The following is a 19,870-nucleotide window of genomic DNA, read 5'->3' on the forward strand; positions in this document are numbered from 1 at the left end:
TCCCGCTGCGCGCCGCTGGCCTGATGGCTGCCGTCAGCCTGGCTTCCATGGCCACATCCGCTCCCGTTCTGGCCGCGGATGACAGCGACAAGGTCCTCTACGTGTACAACTGGACCGAGTACATGCCCGATGAGGTCATCGAGCGCTTCGAAGAGCAGACCGGCATCGATGTCGTCTACTCCACCTTCGATTCCAACGAAGCGATGTACGCCAAGCTCAAGCTGCTGGACAGCGACAACAGCTACGACCTCGTCTTCCCGTCGACTTATTACATCGACAAGATGGCGCGTGAAGGCCTGCTGCAGAAGCTGGATGTCAGCAAACTCGACCATTTCGAGGACCTCGACCCGAATCTGGTCGATCGTGACTTCGACAAGGGCAACCAGTACAGCGTGCCTTACATGTGGGGCAGCGCCGGTATCGGTTACAACCCGGACTATGTCGAAGAGGGCGCGCTGACCAGCTGGAACGATCTGTGGAACGACAAGTATCGTGACAAGCTGCTGCTCTCCAACGACATGCGCGAAGTCTTCCATGTCGCACTGGCAAGCCTCGGCTTCAGTGGCAACACCACGGACCCGGACGAGATCAAGGCGGCCTACGAGAAGCTGACCCAGCTGATGCCCAACGTGCGTGCCTTCAACTCCGACGCGGCGCGCGTGCCCTTCATGCAGGGGGAGGTGGATGCTGGTTTGATCTGGAATGGTGAGGTCTATCAGGCCAACCAGGAAGGCGTGCCGGTCGAGTATGTCTATCCCAAGGAAGGCATTATCCTGTGGATGGACACCATGGCGATTCCGTCCAACGCGCGTCACGTCGATGCGGCCTATCAGTTCATCGATTACCTGATCAGCCCGGAAGTCAGCAAGGAAATCAGCGAGTACGTGGGTTACACCACGCCGAGCCTGGCGGCCAGGAACATGATGGACCCGGAAGTGCGTGACAATCCGGTGGTCTTCCCGACTCAGCAGGATCTCGCCCGCGGCGAATTCCAGACCGATGTCGGCGATGCGCTGTCGATCTATCAGAAGTACTGGGAGCAGCTCAAGACCGGGCATTGATCCGCCCTTGAGGCGTGATGACGCAAGAAATCACGTCAGCGACTTGAGCTGAACCGACGCCCCGAGGCATGCTCTGTCTCGGGGCGTCGTCGTTTGTCGACCTTGACTGCGCGCTCCACGTAATTGACACGTCCTGGTGAAGACTGGAGGGTGCCATGTCACGTTTTTCCCCTGCAATGATGTCGGCGGCGCATGCCCGTGAGTTGAGCAGTGCCGAGGCGGATGATCTGTTCAGTCGTGAGATGCAAGGCGTTGCTCCCCTGACGCGCGGCAAGGACCGCGCCGATGTCACCACGGCCCGCAAGGGCCCCAGCGAGGCTCAGCTGGCACGGCGTGAAGACGCACAGAAGACCCTGGGCAATGAACTGGACGGGCTGTCCGACAGCTACGTGGAGCATCTCTCGCCGCATGACCCGGTCGAGTTTCGCCGCGATGGCATCCAGACCGGTGTGCTGGAGCGCTTGCGCCAGGGCGGTTACCCACCCGAGGCGCAGCTCAATCTGATGCGTCGTCCGCTCATCGAGTGTCGCCGTGAGGTGCATCGCTTCATTCAGGATGCCTGGCGCAGCGAGTTGCGTTGCCTGCTGGTGATTCATGGCAAGGGGCGTGACAGCGAATCGCATGCCGCCTTGATTCGTGCCTACCTGGTGCACTGGCTGGAGCAGATGCCCGAGGTGCAGGCCTGGAGCAGTGCCACGCCGCGCCATGGTGGGTTGGGGGCGACGCTGGTGATGTTGCGCAAATCCCGCGCGGCGCGTGACAACAACCGTGAACGGCACCAGAAGCGGCGCGGCTGATCGCCACGAGCAGCAAATCCCGCAGGCAGTCAAATCAGACAACAGCAAGCCGACAATAGACACAAGAAAGCCCCGCCAGGCCGCGATCATCGCGAACTGGCGGGGCTTTTTCATGCTCATGGCTCAAGCAGACTATTGCACGCTGTAGCCGCGACCAGTGAAGCAGGCACTCAGCGCGCGGCGATAGGTGTCTGCGTTGCTGGCGGTCACGGGCGGCGCCGCGGAATTGGCTTTGGCGCCACTCTGCTGATTGGCCCAGCGATGGCACTCATAGCGATCACGCGCTTGCTTGTCTTGGCTCTGGCCCTTGGTGGGGTAGGCGATGACATCGACCGCCGCGGCCGTGAGTGTCGCCTGAGCGGGGGCCTGGACCGGCAGATACTGCTGCTGGCTCTCTTCCCACAGGTAATAGGTGCCTGCCGCCAGGAAATACAGCGTAGCGCCCACCCAGACACCACGCGCCCCTGCGGGCAGGCCATGACCGTGCCCCGGGCCACCCGGTGCCCAGCGAATCAGCCGACCGGGCTTACCATGCCCGATCACGATGTCGGGGCCTATGTAGCCCGGACCATCGAAACGCCCATGCCCTGGTCCGGCCATGGTAGACGTGGCCGGCAGGGCACTCAACAAGGCGAGAGCCAGCGCGAGATAGCGTAGGGGGGCCTTGCCGGAATGACGATTGCGACTCATGCGTATACTCCTGTATGGACAGCATGGCAATTGAGTGTGCTGATGGTGTTGGAGGCCAGCGTGCAAGCATCAAGAAAACAAATGGCATTGTGTGCCAAGAGCGTGGCGAGAAGTTGGACGGTAGTTGGACAAGACATTGGCTACTTAGTTATTAGATGATATTATTTCCAAACGATCTGATTATTTTTTTTCATTATAGTGTCGTGTGCCAGCAAGGCGTCGACACCGGTCATGACTGCCTTGCAGTACACTCACAAGGAAATCCTCATGCGCAATACTCCTGCAGCGGGCGGTGGCGAATCCGCCAGTGACGCGCCGCGCTCCGGCCTGTTTGCCAAGGTCAACCCACCGGTCTTCTTCGGTGCCAATGCCATCGTATTGATGCTGGTGATCTTCACGGCGGTCTTTTCCGGTACCGCTATGTCGATATTTGAAGCGGTTCAGAGCTGGATTACCAACACGGCAAGCTGGTTCTACATCCTGTGTGTCGCCATCGTTCTGGTTTCGGTGGTGTATGTCGGCTTCTCACGCCATGGCGAGATTCGCCTGGGGCCGGACCACTCATTGCCGGACTACAGCAACGTCACCTGGTTCGCGATGCTGTTCTCGGCGGGCATGGGCATCGGCCTGATGTTCTTCGGCGTGGCCGAGCCGGTGATGCACTTCCTCAATCCACCGACGGGCACCCCGGAGCAGGTCGAGACCGCGCGTGAAGCGATGAAGCTGACCTTCTTCCACTGGGGGCTGCATGCCTGGTCGATCTACGCCATCGTCGCGCTGATTCTGGCCTACTTCAGCTATCGTCATGACCTGCCGCTGACGCTGCGCAGTGCCTTGTATCCCCTGATCGGCAAGCGCATCTACGGCCCGATCGGCCATGCGGTGGACATCTTCGCCATCGTCGGCACCGTCTGTGGCGTCGCCACTACGCTGGGCTACGGCGTGGCACAGGTCAATGCCGGGCTCTCGCACCTGACCGGCATGCCGAACAACGACTGGACCCAGGTCGCGATCATCGTCGTGATCACCGGCCTTGCCACCATCTCGGTCGTGACCGGCCTGGACAAGGGCATCCGCATCCTGTCCGAGATCAACCTCGGCCTGGCGGTGGTGCTGTTGCTGTTCGTGCTGCTGCTCGGCCCGACCGCCTTCCTGCTCAAGGCGTTCGTCCAGAATTCCGGCTTCTACATGGCGGATATCGTCGGCAAGACCTTCGAGCTCTACGCCTACGAACCCAATGACTGGATCGGTGGCTGGACGCTGCTCTACTGGGGTTGGTGGATGTCCTGGTCTCCGTTCGTCGGCATGTTCATCGCGCGTGTCTCGCGCGGCCGTACCATCCGGGAATTCGTGATCGGCGTGCTGTTCGTACCGGCCGGTTTCACCCTTCTGTGGATGACCATCTTCGGCAACACCGCCATCTCGATGATTCTGGAGCAGAACGTCACGGCGCTGGTCGATACCGTCAACGACAACTATTCGCTGGCCCTGTTCACCTTCCTCGAGCAGCTTCCGCTGTCGTCCATCACCTCGGTGATCGCGCTGGTGATGGTGATCGTGTTCTTCGTCACCTCGGCGGATTCCGGCTCGATGGTCGTTGACATGCTGGCCTCCGGGGGTCGTGAAGATACTCCAGTATGGCAGCGTATCTATTGGGCCTTCGCCGTTGGACTGTTGGCTATCGTGTTGATGCTTGCCGGTGGCTTGGGGGCGCTTCAGACCGCCACCATCGCCACGGCCTTGCCGTTCGGCATGATTCTGCTGGCGGCGATCTTCGGGCTGCTGCGTCAGCTCAATCTCGAGTCTGTCAAGCGGCGCTCGCTGTCGGTGAACACTGCCGCCGCGACACCGATGGGCGAGAAGGGCAACTGGCGCAAGCGTGCCCAGCACCTGATGAGCTTCCCGACGCGCGCCATGGTTCGTGGATTCCTGCGCGGCACCGTCGCGGAAGGCATGCAGGAGCTGGCCGAAGAGCTGCGCAGCCAGGGGCTGGAAGTCGACGTCACCACCAGCCGTGATCGCGTCTACTTCAATGCACGCCACGGTGAGGAAGATGACTTCATCTACGGCGTGCGCATTCGCTCTCACCTGCGCCCGGATCTCAATCTGGATCAGGAAGACGAGGGGGATGAAGAGGATTACTGTCGTGCCGAAGTCTTCCTCAAGGAAGGCGGTCAGTCCTATGACCTGATGGGCTACAGCAAGGACCAGGTCATCAATGATCTGCTCGAGCAGTACGAGCGTCATATGCACTACCTGCACCAGTTACGTCTGAGCCAGTCGGTCGGTCAATGATCCGGGCGGGCAGTCAATGACGATTCTCGCGTCGCCATGACGCAAGAGCCCCTTGTGGAGAGATCCGCCGGGGGCCTTTGTCAGTCTGTATGAGGTTCCCTGAACGAGGTTCCCTGAACGAGGTTCCCTGAAAGAACTGGCCTGGATAGTGCATGTGTCGAAAGGTGCCTTGACCTGAGGCTTCGTTTTCCCAGTTCAGGTATTAGCTCTGCTTATCCAGCCGACGTCGAGATCTTATTTGTCTCGCAAGCAGGGGGGCTCTAGCATGGATTCTTCCCATAAAGTCGCATATCGGCTGGGGCCAGATGACATGCCGCGGTGTTGTCTCCTGCCAGGATTCTCGCCCATGACTGACCGAAGGTGAACGCGATCTGCCCGCAATGTCTCCATGACGGCTGAGGTTCCCTGAGCCCCAGCATCCGCAGTCATGAACAACGATACCGCTGTCATCAACGACGATAGCGGCATCATGAAAATGATAATAAATACCCGTCACGAGGTAGAAACATGCTGAAAGGAAAGGAACTGGATGCACTCATCGAGCAGCGAGGTGTCCTGAAGGGACTCAACTCGACGCTCGGTATCACCGCGATCACCATGACCGTGTTCTTCATTCTCTATGCGATTCTGTTGGGCAAGACGGCCAGTGAGCAGTTTCTGGGCATCAAGTCCTGGATAGAGAGCACCCTGGGCTGGTACTACGTGCTGGTGATGTTCTCGACCTTCATGGTCTGTCTTTACGTGATGTGTTCGCGTGTCGGCAAGATTCGGCTGGGGCGTGACAATGAGCGTCCCGAGTTCAGCAATTTTGCCTGGTTCTCGATGCTGTTCGGCTGCGGGACCGGCGCAGGCATGCTGTTCTTCTCGATGTCCGAGCCCATGATCCATTTCGCGAGTGATTGGAGCGGCGGCAATCCGTTTTTGAGTGCTGACGTCAAGGCGGCCGTTGCCGCCTTCTTCGAGGCCAAGCAGGCCGCCCTGGCGAGTGGTCTCATGCCGGGGGACGAAGGCTTCCCGGTGCCTGACAGCCGCGTCGCGGAAGCGGCCGCCGGTGGCATCAAGCTCACTGTCTTCCACTGGGGGACGATCGCCTGGGCCATGTATGCCATCGTCGGGCTGTCACTGGCCTATTTCGCCTTCCGCAAGGGCCTGCCGCTCTCGATGCGCTCGGCTCTCTATCCGCTGATCGGCAACCGGATCTACGGGCCCATCGGACACACCGTCGATATCCTGACCGTGTTCGGCACCATTTTCGGCATCGCCACCACGCTCGGTCTGGGCGTCGAGCAGATCGGCTCCGGCCTGATGTCACTGGGTCTCATCGAAGAGAAGTCGCGCATGGTGACCGTGGTCTCCATCGTGTTGATCAGCGTCATTGCCACCCTGTCAGCGACCAGCGGCGTGGCACGTGGCATCAAGCTGCTTTCCACCTTCAATACCTGGGTCTGCCTAGGCATCCTTGCCTACTTCCTGCTGGTGAGCGACGCCAACTATCTGATCGCGAGCTCGATCACCGCGCTCGGGGATTACCTCACCGATGGTGTCTCGATGACACTGTGGACGGCGCGCACGCCGGACGAGCAAGTGTGGCAGGGCGGCTGGACCATCTTCTACTGGGGCTGGTGGATCGCCTGGGCCGGTTTCGTCGGCATGTTCATTGCCCGCATCTCGCGCGGCCGGACCATCCGTGAATTCATTCTCGGCGTGATGGTCATTCCCTCCGTCGTCGCGCTGGTCTGGTTTGGTGTCATCGGCTCGGCGGGGATCTATCAGTCTCTGTACGGGGCCGACATGGGCATCTACACGGCTGCGGTCACCAACTGGGACTACGCCGGTACCCTCTACCACTCGTTCGAGGTGCTCACACCCGGCATCGCCGCGACCGTGGCCAAGGTGGCGGCGCTGGTCGTGGTGATCATCTTCTTCGTCACGTCAGCGGATTCCGGCACCCTGGTGCTGGGACGTCTGCTGGCCTTTGGTCGTCGTCCGCCGGTCCAGCAGCGTATCATCTGGGGCATGATGCTGGGTGCCGTGACCTTGATCCTGCTGTTGCTGGGGGGCGATCAGGCGCTCAAATCCCTGCAGGCTGCCTCGATCGCCGGCGCCTTGCCGTTCACCTTCGTGCTGATCGCGATGATGATCGGGCTGCTGAAATCGCTGCGCGAGGACGGCGAATCGATGATCGAGAACGAGGAGCATATCCGCAAGATGATCGAGAACGAGGTCCGCGACCTCTCCTGAGTTGCCGTTTGCCAGACGTATGCGCCTGACGCATGCGTTCGGAGTGCAAGACATGAGGCCTCTGCCCCCTGGGCAGGGGCCTCGTTGTTTCTCGCTTTCAGGTCAGGGCCGTTTACCTCCTGGGCTCAGGGCTGTTTCTCTGCTCCAGAGCAGGCCTGCGCATATCACCAAGGTCGCAAGGCAATATCAAACGTACGTATGTTCCAATGTTGGCAGGTCCATCGATTCCGCCAACGGCGCGCAGTATCGCTTTGCGGCTATGCTGTCGACAGTGAAGGGTTCACAGACTGATACCTATCCGAGGGAGTTCCGATAGCGCCTCATCACGATGGCCAGGATGACGTCTCACAACAACAAGGTAACGGGGGCAGTGACGCCGAGCGCCCCACGTACTGATCAAGGAGCAACGCCATGCATGATCCCCTAGCAGCGCGACCCGATGAGTCAGGCAAGTCCACTAACGACTCCATTAATGACGTGACGACAGAACCTTCCCGCGCGGCATATGCCTCGTCCGACGTTTCGAGCGCACAGGCAACGACAGGCGACATGAGCGGCATGTCGTGCCTGCGGTCTTCTCAGGAGGTGGATTTCAGCGGCTACGACTCCCTGATGGACATGCTGGAGAAGGCCTGCTCGGCGCATGGCGAGCGCCCTGCCTTTACCTGCATGGACCGCACCATGACCTTTGCGGAGCTGGATGCCACCAGTCGTCAGCTGGCGGACTGGTTCCAGCATGAGACCGACCTCCAACCGGGCGATCGTGTCGCCATCCAGTTGCCCAATACGCTGATGTTTCCGGTGGTGGCCTTCGCCGTGCTGCGTGCAGGCCTGGTGCTGGTAAATACCAATCCGCTGTATACCGAACGTGAGATGGAGCATCAATTCAATGATTCCGGCGCGCGGGCGTTGGTAGTACTGGCCAACATGGCGGACAAGGTCGAACGCGTGCGGGGGCGCACTGGCCTTGAGTACGTGCTGGTCTGTGAATTGGGCGACATGCACCCGGCCTTCAAGCGACTGCTGATCAATACCGTGGTCAAGCACGTCAAGAAGCTGGTGCCGAGTTACCACCTGCCTGACGCCATTCCGCTGCGCACGGCCATCTCGCAGGGCAAGGCCGAGCGCTGGGAACGGCCGACACTGGCACTCGATGATATCGCTGTGCTGCAGTACACCGGCGGCACCACCGGGGTCGCCAAGGGCGCGATGCTGACTCACCGCAACCTGCTCGCCAACATGCTGCAAGGCAAGATGGCCCTGACGCAGGGCTTGAACCCCGGCCACGAAACGCTGGTGGCGCCGCTGCCGCTCTATCACATCTACGCCTTCACCATTCATCTGGCCTGCATGCTCAGTGAAGGTAATCACACCCTGTTGATTCCCAATCCGCGCGATATCCCGGGCTTCGTCAAGACGCTGCAAAAGCACGACTTCACGATGTTCGTCGGTCTCAACACGTTGTTCGTGGCGCTGTGCAACAACCCCGGCTTCCAGGCACTGGATTTCTCGAAGCTCAAGATCACCACCTCAGGGGGCGTGGCGCTGACGCGCAAGGCGGCAGAAGAGTGGAAGCGGGTCACCGGCAGCGATATTTCCGAGGGCTACGGCATGACCGAGACCTCGCCGATCGTGTCGTTCAACCCGCTGGATGCCATTCAGCTCGGCACCATCGGTCGGCCGATGCCCTCCACCGAGGTGCGCCTGTATGACGATGAGGGTGCACTGGTCGCGATGGGGGAGCCGGGCGAGCTGTGCGTGAAGGGGCCGCAGGTGATGAAGGGGTATTGGCAGCGTGAGCAGGCAACCAAGGACAGCTTCACTACCGATGGCTTCTTGCGCACCGGGGATATCGCAGTCTTCCAGGACGATGGTTATATGCGCATCGTCGATCGCAAGAAGGACATGATCATCGTCTCCGGCTTCAACGTATATCCCAATGAGGTCGAGGACGTCATCGTACGTCACCCGGATGTGCTCGAGGCGGCCGCCGTCTCGGTGGTGGATGAGCGCAGTGGTGAAGCGATCAAGCTATATGTCGTGCTCAAGGACGGCGTAGAGCTCGAGGCGGATGCGCTGCGTGACTGGTCGCGCAAGGAGCTGGCCAGCTACAAGGTGCCACGTCAGGTGGTCTTCATCGATGAGCTGCCCAAGACCAACGTTGGCAAGGTGCTCAGGCGTGAACTGCGCGATTCGCCGCCGGAATCTGCCTGACCTTGCCGTTGATATCTCCCTGTTGGTGACAGCCTGAAATACGGAGTCTGAACACTGCTCTTGAAACACGAACGCCCCGCTCATTGAGCGGGGCGTTCGTGCTTACGATGCATGTTTCAAGGCAAGGCGCTGGCGAGAAGGCCTGCGTCAGGCGTCCTTCTTGGGCTGGGTCGCGTTGTAGACCTCGAGGTCCAGCTCGTTCTCGGACTTGCCGACCAGGGTGGTGACCATCAGGTCGCCCGCGACATTCACGGTGGTGCGCGCCATATCGAGGATACGGTCGATACCGGCGATCACCGCGATGGCTTCCAGCGGCAGGCCTACCTGGCTCAATACGATTGAGAGCATGATCAGGCCGGCGCCAGGCACACCGGCGGTGCCGATGGAGGCCAGAGTACCGGTCAGCACGATCATGCCGTAATCCATCATCGACAGCTCGATGCCGGTCATCTGGGCGATGAACAGTGCCACCACGCCTTGGTAGATGGCGGTGCCATCCATGTTGATGGTCGCACCGACCGGCAGCACGAAGCCGGAGACACCTTCCGAGACGCCGAGGTTCTTCTGGGCGCAGCGGATGGAGATCGGCAGGGTGCCGGAGCTTGAAGCCGAGGAGAAGGCCACGACCAGTGCATCGACGATACCGCGCAGATAGCGCACCGGGTTCAGCTTGCCCAGCGTCGCCAACAGGCCGGAGTAGACCACCAGTACGTGCACGATGCTCGCCAGATAGGCCACGCCGATCACCTTGGCCAGCGGCAGCAGCACGTCCAGGCCATAGTTGCCGGAGACATGTGCCATCAGGCCGAAGACGCCGAACGGTGCAAAGGCCATCACGAACTCGGTCAGCTTGTACATCACCTCGGCGAAGCTGTCGAAGACGCGCACGACCGGCTCTCCCTTGTCGCCGATCATGATCAGCGAGATGCCGATCCCGATGGCGAAGACGATGATCTGCATGATGTTGCCGTTGGCCAGCGCATCGATGGGGTTGCTTGGCACCAGGTTGACCAGGATTTGCACCAGCGAGGGCGCCTCCTTGGCTTCCATCGCCTTGTCGAAGTCGAACGTGAAACCGTTGCCCGGCTGGAAGATGCTGGAGGCCAGCATGCCGATGGCGATCGCGAAGGCGGTCGTCAGCAGGTAGAGGGCGATGGTCTTGCCGCCGATGCGGCCCATCTTCTGCGGGTCACGCATCGAGGTGATACCGACCACCAGGGTGCTGAAGACCAACGGTACGATCAGCATCTTGATCGCATTGATGAAGATATCGCCCAGCGGCTTGAACATGCTGGCGCTTTCTCCCATCAGGGCGCCAGCGAGTATCCCCAGGGCGAGGCCGCCCAGGATCTTCTGCCACAACGGCAAACGGCGCCACAGGTTAGGGCGGGAGGAATCACTCATGGAACTGTCCTTAGGTGTCTAGCGATGATCATCGCTGATGATGCTCAGGGCGCGCCCGAGTCTGTCGTCTCGATGCCTTGTCACGATTGCGCACTGCATTAAGCACTTTTTTGGTGCGGGAAGATTAACAGTCAGCCTTCACTCACCCTCTGCACCTTTAGTCGCAAAAAAGCGTTCTTACACGCGAATTCACCTTTCTATGCCGAACGCGCATGAGCCCATGCCGCAAAAGGTTCCACCAAAGAAGTAGTTGTCAGGCAGGCATATCGTCTGCCTTTGCGATACCTTGACGTTAACGTTAACTGATAGGCCGCCAGAGCGACTTTCCACTAGTCTGATGGTAGGCACTGTTGCCATCGTCGAATCGACAGCTTCCGGTTCGACATTCCTGAAGGTACGTCATTGCCTGCCCGGCCTCACGAGGGCTGGGTAATCCCTCAAACGCCTGATCGGTAAGAGAGGACGCTGAGCATGTCCGATACAACAACACGCGGACCCGTCTCCCCGGGGAGCGCGCCGCCCGATGGCTTACAGCCAGAGCTGAATGACCTGACCGCCATGCCGACGGCAGACCAGATCGCGCCGCAGGGGCCGACGGTGCTGCATCATCTGGCCTTCATGACCGGCGATGAACTCTGCATCCCGATCTTCAAGCGCCTGCGTCAGGACGGCACCCTTTATCCCGTCGAGGAGTCGCAGGTACAGGGAGAGCCGTCACAGGACGCTTCACCTATCGAACGCGACACGGCGCTCAGGATCTACCGCACGATGCTGTTCACCCGGGTGCTGGATGAGCGCATGCTGGCTGCCCAGCGCCAGGGGCGCTTGAGCTTCTACATGCAATGCACTGGCGAGGAAGCCACGGTGATAGGCAGTGCGGCGGCGCTTCAGGACGATGACATGATCATGGCGCAATACCGTGAGCAGGGTGCGCTTGCCTGGCGTGGCTTCAGCTGTGACGAATTCATGAACCAGATGTTCGGCAACGAGCGCGACTACGGCAAGGGCCGTCAGATGCCGATCCACTATGGGTCGCGTGACCTGCACTACATGACCATCTCTTCGCCGCTGGCAACCCAGATCCCCCAGGCGACCGGCTATGCCTACGGTCAGAAGCTGGCGGGCAAGGGGCAGTGCACCATCACCATCTTCGGTGAAGGGGCCGCCTCCGAGGGCGATTTTCATGCCGCCCTCAACATGGCCTCCGTGCATCGGGTGCCGTGCATCTTCCTGTGTCGCAACAATGGTTATGCCATTTCCACCCCGTCATGCGAGCAATTCGCCGCCGATGGCATAGCACCACGTGCCTTCGGCTATCACATGCAGAGCATCCGGGTGGATGGCAATGACGTGATCGCCGTCTACGAAGCCACCCTGGCGGCGCGCAAGATCGCGGTCGAGACCCATCAGCCGGTATTGATCGAGGCGATGACCTACCGTCTGGCGGCGCACTCCTCTTCGGACGATCCCTCCGGGTATCGCAGCAAGAAGGAGGAGGCCATCTGGCGCGACAAGGACCCCATTCTGCGCATGCGCAACTGGCTGGAGGCACAAGGCTGGTGGAGCGAAGAGGAGGAAAAGGCCACTGGTGATCAACTGCGTCGCGAAGTGCTTGAGTCCATGAAGCGCGCCGAGAAACTGGCGCCACCGGCGCTGGACACGCTGATCAGTGATGTCTACGACACGCCGACGCCGTTGCTCACACAGCAGCTCGAAGACGTGAAACAACATATTCGCAAGTACCCGCACGCCTACCCCAAGGGCGCCGCCAGCATGGGATTCACTTCGCAGGAGCTGGAAGACAGCCGCAAGGTGTATCAGGAACGCCATCAGCGTGTGGATGGAGGCCAGACATCATGAGCGAGCAGATGAGTGAACAGCCGTTGGAGAAAACGCCAGTGACAGACTCAGCTACAAGCGACTCAGCTGCGGCGGGTTCAGCGGCGAAAGAAGCGTCTGTCGCGCCTGGCAGCAAGGATGCAGCGGTCTCGGCCTCGGGCAAGAAACAGATGAACATGCTGCAGGCGATCAACAATGCGTTGAATATTGCCATGGCCGCCAATCCCCGTGTGGTGTTGTTCGGGGAGGATGTCGGGGTATTTGGGGGCGTCTTCCGAGCTACCAGCCACCTGCAGGACAAATACGGTCGAGAGCGCTGCTTCAATACGCCACTCACCGAGCAGGGCATCATCGGGTTCGCCAACGGGTTGGCGGCACAGGGGTCGACGCCGGTGGCCGAGATCCAGTTCGCCGACTACATCTTCCCCGCCTTTGACCAGATCGTGAACGAGGCGGCCAAGTTCCGCTACCGCTCCGGTGATCTGTTCGATGTCGGCGGCCTGACGATTCGCACGCCCTATGGTGGCGGCATCGCAGGCGGGCTCTATCACTCCCAGTCGCCCGAGGCGTATTTCGCGCATACTCCGGGCCTCAAGATCGTGATCCCACGCAACCCCCACCAGGCCAAGGGCCTTCTGCTGGCAGCGATTCGTGATCCCAATCCGGTGCTGTTCATGGAGCCCAAGCGGCTCTATCGCGCCTCGGTGGGCGAGGTGCCAGAAGCCGATTATGAACTGCCCCTGGGCGTGGCCGATGTCATTCGTGAAGGCCGCGATATCACGCTGCTCGGCTGGGGCGCTCAGATGGAAGTCATCGAGAAGGCCGCTGCGCTTGCCGAGCAGGATGGCATCGACTGCGAGATCATCGATCTGCGCAGCATTCTGCCCTGGGATATCGAGACGGTGTGTGACTCGGTGCTCAAGACCGGTCGTCTGGTGGTCAGTCATGAAGCCCCGCTGACGGGAGGCTTTGCCAGCGAGATCGCCGCCACCGTGCAGGAGCGTTGTTTCCTGTATCTCGAGGCACCGATCCGGCGCGTCACTGGCCTTGATACGCCGTTCCCGCTGGTGCTCGAGAAGGAGCATCTGCCGGACGAGCTCAAGATCTACGAGGCCATCAAGCAAAGCTTGAATTACTGATGACAGGGAGTGATGCGCGCCATGAATGATTTCATCCTGCCCGATATCGGCGAAGGCATTGTCGAGTGCGAGCTGGTCAAGTGGTTGATCAAGGAAGGCGACGTGATCGAGGAAGATCAGCCGGTGGCCGAGGTCATGACAGATAAGGCGTTGGTGGAGATCCCCGCGCCCCACGCCGGTACCGTGGTCAAGCTTTACTGTCAGGAAGGCGAGATTGCCCGTGTCCATGCGCCGCTGTTTGCGGTGGATGACGGCGTTGGCAGTGATAGTGATAGTGATAGCGAGAAGACCGGACACGGCGAGCGCGAGGATGATCATGCCGGTGATGTCATGACGGTTGCAGCGCCTGCTCGCTCGACAGCACCGACTCAGTCTGCCGCCAACCAGGCGGCCAGCAGTCAGTCGGATGTCGCTGCGTCAGCGTCTGCCAAACCAGCCAGCAATGGGGCAGCTAGCACACAGACAGCCGCGGCCCTTGAACGACGCTCGCGTGATTTCATCCTGCCGGATATCGGTGAAGGCATCGTCGAATGTGAGGTGGTCACCTGGCACGTCGCGGAAGGCGACACGGTGGAAGAAGACCAGACGATCGTGGATGTGATGACCGACAAGGCGCTGGTCGAGATCACCGCCTCGGAGCCCGGGCGTATCGTGCGCTTCCATTACGCCCAGGGCGAGAATGCTCGAGTGCATACGCCGCTTTATGCCTATGTGCCTGATGAAGAGGCAGAGGCTGAAAGCGCTGAGAGCACTGAGAGTGAAGTCACCGCGCCTGAGCGCAAGCAGGCTCAGCCAGAGTATCTGGCGGAGCACCGCCAGGGGGGCGACGACAAGAGCGACAAAAAGAGTGGGCAAGACGGGAGTCACGGGAAGAGCCGGCCTCGCATACCCGCGACCCCTGCCGTGCGTCGCCTGTTGCGCGAGCATCAGCTCGAACTCCAGGCCATTGCTGGCTCGGGGCGAAACGGCCGGGTGCTGAAGGAAGATGTGCTGGCTTATCTCAAGCAATCCGAGGCTCGCGAGACTGACGTGGCGCCTGATGATGCTCACAAAGTCGGCGAGGCTGTCGAGATCGACAAGGCAGCTGCCGAAGCGTGTGCTGTGGCCAGTCACGAGGAGAGGTCGTCACGCCTTGAGTCAAAAGCGGTACCGCTCAAGGGGGTCGCGGCGGTGATGGCTCGGCGCATGGTGCAGGCCAGCACGCAGATCCCGCATTTCCATTATGGCGATGAGCTCGATATCACCGACCTGCTGGCGTTGCGGGCCCGCCTCAAGGTACGCGCCGAGCAGCAGGGCATTCGCCTGACCCTGATGCCGTTCATCATGAAGGCCATGGCGCTGGCGGTCATCGAGGAGCCGATTCTCAATGCGCGCCTCAGTGAAGATGAGAGCGAGATTCTCTATCAGAGCACCTGCAACATCGGTATGGCGGTGGACAGCGCCAGCGGGCTGATGGTGCCGAATGTGAAGGGCGTCGAACGCCTGAGCATTCTCGATATCGCGCGTGAGGTGGCGCGGCTGACCGAGGCTGCGCGCAGCGGGCGCGTTGCCCAGGCGGACCTCAAGGGCGGCACCTTGTCGATCTCCAATATCGGTGCGCTGGGCGGCACCTATGCCGCGCCGATCATCAACCAGCCGGAGGTCGCCATCGTCGCGCTGGGGCGCACTCAGCGTCTGCCGCGCTTCGATGACGAGGGCAATGTCTGTGCGCGTGACATCATGACCATCACCTGGGCGGGAGATCATCGCATCATCGATGGCGGAACCATCGCGCGCTTCAGCAATCTGTGGAAACACTATCTGGAGCACCCTGACGAAATGTTGCTGTCGCTGTCATGAGGCGCTGTCTGATCCTGGGGCCGGCTAGAGAGCATCCTGCATGAGTGATGCGCGCGCCCACGAGCACCTGCAACAGTTCTATATCCCGGAAGAGCAGTCGATCTACCTGCTCTCGCATCATGATGCCAAGAAGCTCAAGGATTGGGTGGCGCTGTGCATCTCCCAGCTCCAGGGGCTTGGCTACCGGGATATCCATCTGGTCGGCAAGGGCGCCTACGGCTTTGTATTCGCGGGCTGGCGCCTGGGCGAAGACCGGCGCACGCGGGAAGAGCACGTCTTCAAGTTCACGCGGGTGACTCTGCCCCAGGCACTGCAGGACCGTCTGGAGGAAGAGGCCTACATGCTCGACCAGGTCGCCCACCCGCTGATTCCGCGTCTGATCAGCTATCAGCGGGTACGGCGGCAGTCGATTCTGGTCATGCAGCGTGCACCGGGCATCAATCTCGAGGAATATTCGCTGCGTCATGGGCGCATGGCGCCGCGTCTGGTGGTCAAGATCGCCAGCCAGCTGGCCGACATCCTCAAGTCGCTGCGCGGGACATCGACAGGGGGAGGTACGCCACCGGTCGTGCATGGCGACATCAAGCCGTCGAATCTAGTCTTCGATGTCGAGCGGGAGCAGGTGGCATTGATCGACTGGGGCAGTTCGGTGTTCGCTCAGCTCGATGAGCATCAGCAGTTCATCACGACCAACGTGATGCAGCTGATGTCGGATAACCTGCAACAGACCAATGCGCGTCTGGGCGATGTCTATTTCATCGGCGAGGAGCAGCTCAATGGTGCGCTGTCCTCGCCGCGCTTCGATGAGCAGGGCGTGGCCGCCACACTCTATGCGCTGGCCTCAGGTCAGTCGTGTCGCTTCGGCGTACACGCCATTCCGGCGGTGTCGCTGGGGTTGCCGCGGGAATTCGCGCGTCTGCTCGATGGCATGCTCGCGGATGACCCGCAGCTGCGCATGCAGGCCGGCGACTACTTCCTGCGCGAGATGGGCAGGATCGCACGGCTGGTGATGCCGGAATTGCCTCTCGAGCCGCCACAGTCTCTGCTGCCGGTCTGGGTGAGGCCGGCAACACGCGAGATCGACACGGTTGTCTATACCTCGCGCAAATCCTTCCTGCGTGAGGCCTTCGAGACAGACGAGTCCGGTGAACACGCTGGCAACGCGCTGGACGCCGTCAATGATGTCCAGCTGGATCGTTACTACAAGAACTTCATGCAAGGCATGGGAGGCACCGAAAAAGCCTTCCTGGCCGCGGTCAGTCGCCTGGGCAAATACCCGATCGTCGGCGGTCTGGCGATTCGCTGGGAGCCACAGGGCATCTTCGTGGATACTGCGCTGCACCTGCATGATCCTGCCTTGAAGGCCGCCTTCGTCGTCGCGATCAACAACATGGTCGCTCTGGCGCGTGCCATCTATCGCCGGGGCGTGTTCAAGGCGTGTCTGTTCAATGCCCGCGATACCTTGCATCTGGAGCGGGAAGACCCGGAGGCCGCCTTCGTCTTCGCGCCGACGGCAGACGGGGAGGCCAGACCTCGCTTGAGCTATGAGGTCAGCGCGGTGCCGGAGCTTGAGGATGACTCGCGTGTGCACTCCTACTTCGAGGACGGACCGGACCCTGAGGAACTTCTGGCGCTGCCCGAGGAGATATTGAAGGCACTGGAGTCACTCAATGCCATCCATCACACCGGCATGCTGATCTTCGAAGCCCTGCCACACCACCTCAAGATTCACAGTTATTACCGACTGCTGGATCCCTCGCGCGAGCAGGCATTCGCGCGTTTGCTGGCGGAGATTCTCGATGCGGTGCCGCTGATCTCCGGGCTGGGAATTTCCGGCTTCATGAAGATGCCCTACAAGAACACCAAGCATTTCGATCATATCGAGGCACAACCCGAACGCTTCTATCCACGGGACCCGCGCGCAGTATGAAAAGGAGTTTTCCTCGGAAGGCATTCGCATGGTGATGCCGATTTATCTAACCGTGATTATCGTGATTCGTGTTAGTGTCACATCGCGTGATCATTGCTGATCTTGCTGAACTCAATAATCAGATCGATGAAAATCGATAACCTACAGGGAACGTACTCATGTCTCGACCTCTCGCTCGGAAATTGCGTCAAGCTTCAGGTGGTCTGGCTATTCTGGCGCTGCTGGCAGGGTGTAGCGCGCATACGACGATCAGCAGCCCGTCAGAGACGGCGCGAATCAACTTGAAAGATGTCTCCAGAGATCAGTCTACCGTTCAAGAAACGCTACCTACCACCAGTTTCGGAAATTACGAGTTTGAAGTAATGGATGACAACAAGATGCCGATGTATGGCATTCTGCCGCTGAAGTTCAATGGCGGTTATCTGGCGCTTGATATCCTGTTCTTTGCCCCCGCCGCATTCTTCAATCTGCGTGAAGTCCACCCTTACTATGAAATCGACCATGACGAGGGTGTCGTGCGTTATCGTGATGAGAAGGGCGGAGAATGGACGACCTATACACCCACCGTGGAAGAAGCTGAGCGTGCACGCAAATACTTTGCCGCGCATCGTGATGATGTAATCTCACAGGCCAGCGCACAGCAGTAAGCGTGATGCCCGAAGTCGGTAAAGTCGTGACTCATGGCCTTGATACGACAGCGCCGCACCAGAGGCTTTCTGGTGCGGCGCTGTCGCATGTGACAACAGGTTGATACGGCAAGAGAGCAGACTCTCGCTGAAGGGTCAGTCCTTCATCTGACGCGGGCGCGTCATGGCCTGCGGGGACAGCAGTGCCTCCAGGCGTGCTTCATCCAGCAGGCCTTCCTCGCGCACCAGTTCCAGCACGCTGCGACCGCTGGCCAGGGCTTCCTTGGCGATGCGGGTGGCATTGTCGTAGCCGATATACGGGTTGAGCGCGGTGATCAGGCCGATGGAATTGTTGACCAGCTCGGCGCATCGATCACGATTGGCGGTGATGCCGATCACGCAGCGATTCCTGAGCATGGTCATGGCACGGCTCAGCTGGCGGATGGAGTCGAGCAGTTTGTAGGCGATCAGCGGCTCCATCACGTTGAGCTGCAGCTGGCCGGCTTCCGCCGCCATGGTCAGCGCGGTGTCGTTGCCGATGACATCGAAGGCGACCTGATTGACGGCTTCCGGAATCACCGGGTTGACCTTGCCCGGCATGATCGAGCTGCCCGGCTGCTGAGGCGGCAGGTTGATCTCGTTGAAGCCGGTGCGTGGGCCTGAAGACAGCAGGCGCAGATCGTTGCAGATCTTGGACAGCTTGACCGCCAGGCGTTTGAGCATGCCGTGGAACAGCACGAAGGCCCCCATGTCGCTGGTGGCCTCGACCAGGTCCGACGCCGGACGGAAGTCGATGCCGGAACGACGCGCCAGAGCCTCGATCGCCAGTGCGCTGTAGCGCGGGTCGGCATTGATGCCGGTGCCGATCGCGGTCCCGCCCAGATTGACCTCCTTGAGCAACTCATTGAGGTTGGCGATGCGATCGACGTCTTCACGCAGGGTGTTGGCGAAGGCGCGGAATTCCTGGCCCAGCGTCATCGGCACCGCATCCTGCAGCTGGGTGCGACCCATCTTGACCACGTCATCGAATTCCAGCGCCTTGGTGGCGAAGGCATTGGCCAGTTCGCTCAATGCGTCCACCAGCACCGAGTGGCTGCGCAGCAGGCCGACACGGATGGCAGTCGGGTAGGCGTCGTTGGTGGATTGCGCCATGTTGACGTGATTGTTGGGGTGCAGCTGCTGGTAATCACCTTTCTCGTAGCCCAGGAATTCCAGGCCCAGATTGGCGATTACTTCGTTGGCATTCATGTTGGTCGAGGTGCCGGCGCCACCCTGGATCATGTCGACCACGAACTGATCATGGTGATCGCCATTCATCAGACGTGCACAGGCGTGCTGGATGGCATCGTGCTCGCGTGTCTCGAGATAGCCCAGCGCATGGTTGGCTTCGGCGGCGGCGGCCTTGACCAGCGCGAGCCCTTCGACGAGACGCGGGAAGTGTGACAGCGGCACCCCGGAGAGGTGGAAGTTGTTGAGCGCACGCTGGGTCTGCACACCGTAGTAGGCATCAGCCGGCACCGGCTCGCGCCCGAGGAGATCCTTTTCAAGTCGGAAGCCGTTGGCCAGTGCCTCACGCTCGGCATGGCTCAAGTCGGCCGGTGTGGAAGCTGCCGGGGTGGCATTGGCGGCGATGGGGGTTTCCGAGAGATGGTTCACTTGGGCGGAACTCCTGGCTGAAGTACACTGTGGCGCTTGAATGGCGGCTAGGTGGACAAGGGTAACCAGCGCAGCCCCTCGGCGGCCAATGCCATTCAACGCTGCCGTATACGTCAAATGCATAAGACGAAGGTGGTGG

13 protein-coding genes are annotated in these 19,870 nt (G+C 60.5%); 10 read left to right on the top strand and 3 right to left on the bottom strand.

The genetic code is table 11. The features are described from left to right. Positions 1-23 precede the first annotated feature (23 nt). Both FLM52_08770 and smrA read left to right on the top strand, forming a co-directional pair. A complete protein-coding gene (locus FLM52_08770; protein ID NVN55877.1) occupies positions 24-1,061 on the top strand; it encodes an extracellular solute-binding protein in 1,038 nt (345 codons plus the stop codon). A gap of 179 nt (positions 1,062-1,240) precedes the next feature. After that, positions 1,241-1,858 (top strand): DNA endonuclease SmrA, encoded by a 618-nt coding sequence (gene smrA / locus FLM52_08775; GenBank protein NVN55878.1) that lies wholly within the window; start codon positions 1,241-1,243, stop codon positions 1,856-1,858. 132 nt (positions 1,859-1,990) lie between these two features. On the opposite strand, the gene FLM52_08780 is transcribed toward smrA, so the two are convergent. Next, entirely contained in the window at positions 1,991-2,548 is a 558-nt protein-coding gene (locus tag FLM52_08780; protein NVN55879.1) for a hypothetical protein, read from the bottom strand. 267 nt (positions 2,549-2,815) lie between these two features. On the opposite strand from FLM52_08780, the gene FLM52_08785 reads away from it, so the two are divergent. From FLM52_08785 to FLM52_08795, 3 genes are all read left to right on the top strand, one after another. After that, positions 2,816-4,843, top strand: coding sequence for a BCCT family transporter (locus FLM52_08785; GenBank protein ID NVN55880.1), 2,028 nt, complete (start codon positions 2,816-2,818; stop codon positions 4,841-4,843). 507 nt (positions 4,844-5,350) lie between these two features. Beyond that, positions 5,351-7,084 (top strand): BCCT family transporter, encoded by a 1,734-nt coding sequence (locus FLM52_08790; GenBank protein ID NVN55881.1) that lies wholly within the window; start codon positions 5,351-5,353, stop codon positions 7,082-7,084. A 549-nt stretch (positions 7,085-7,633) separates the two neighbouring features. Beyond that, entirely contained in the window at positions 7,634-9,298 is a 1,665-nt protein-coding gene (locus FLM52_08795) for an AMP-binding protein (protein NVN55882.1), read from the top strand. Between the two features lie 147 nt (positions 9,299-9,445). Here FLM52_08795 and FLM52_08800 read toward each other — a convergent pair whose 3' ends face one another. Beyond that, positions 9,446-10,702 carry a dicarboxylate/amino acid:cation symporter gene (locus FLM52_08800; protein NVN55883.1) on the bottom strand — a complete coding sequence of 419 codons (1,257 nt, stop codon included), beginning with the start codon at positions 10,700-10,702 and terminating at the stop codon, positions 9,446-9,448. Positions 10,703-11,320: 618 nt separating this feature from the next. On the opposite strand from FLM52_08800, the gene FLM52_08805 reads away from it, so the two are divergent. From FLM52_08805 to FLM52_08825, 5 genes are all read left to right on the top strand, one after another. Beyond that, on the top strand, positions 11,321-12,562 hold the full coding sequence (locus FLM52_08805; GenBank protein ID NVN55884.1) for a thiamine pyrophosphate-dependent dehydrogenase E1 component subunit alpha: 1,242 nt from the start codon (positions 11,321-11,323) through the stop codon (positions 12,560-12,562). Positions 12,563-12,711: 149 nt separating this feature from the next. Then, complete coding sequence (locus FLM52_08810; GenBank protein NVN55885.1) at positions 12,712-13,680, top strand: alpha-ketoacid dehydrogenase subunit beta; 969 nt, start codon at positions 12,712-12,714, stop codon at positions 13,678-13,680. A 21-nt stretch (positions 13,681-13,701) separates the two neighbouring features. Continuing rightward, positions 13,702-15,519, top strand: a complete 1,818-nt coding sequence (locus FLM52_08815) for a dihydrolipoyllysine-residue acetyltransferase (protein ID NVN55886.1) — start codon at positions 13,702-13,704, stop codon at positions 15,517-15,519. Positions 15,520-15,559: 40 nt separating this feature from the next. After that, positions 15,560-17,449: a protein kinase gene (locus tag FLM52_08820; GenBank protein ID NVN55887.1), complete on the top strand. Its 1,890-nt coding sequence runs from the start codon at positions 15,560-15,562 to the stop codon at positions 17,447-17,449. Positions 17,450-17,607: 158 nt separating this feature from the next. Beyond that, entirely contained in the window at positions 17,608-18,096 is a 489-nt protein-coding gene (locus FLM52_08825; GenBank protein NVN55888.1) for a hypothetical protein, read from the top strand. 135 nt (positions 18,097-18,231) lie between these two features. Here FLM52_08825 and FLM52_08830 read toward each other — a convergent pair whose 3' ends face one another. Continuing rightward, positions 18,232-19,854 carry an aspartate ammonia-lyase gene (locus FLM52_08830; GenBank protein ID NVN55889.1) on the bottom strand — a complete coding sequence of 541 codons (1,623 nt, stop codon included), beginning with the start codon at positions 19,852-19,854 and terminating at the stop codon, positions 18,232-18,234. Positions 19,855-19,870: the final 16 nt, after the last annotated feature.

The sequence above is a fragment of the bacterium Scap17 genome (assembly GCA_013376735.1).
Classification (GTDB): domain Bacteria; phylum Pseudomonadota; class Gammaproteobacteria; order Pseudomonadales; family Halomonadaceae; genus Cobetia.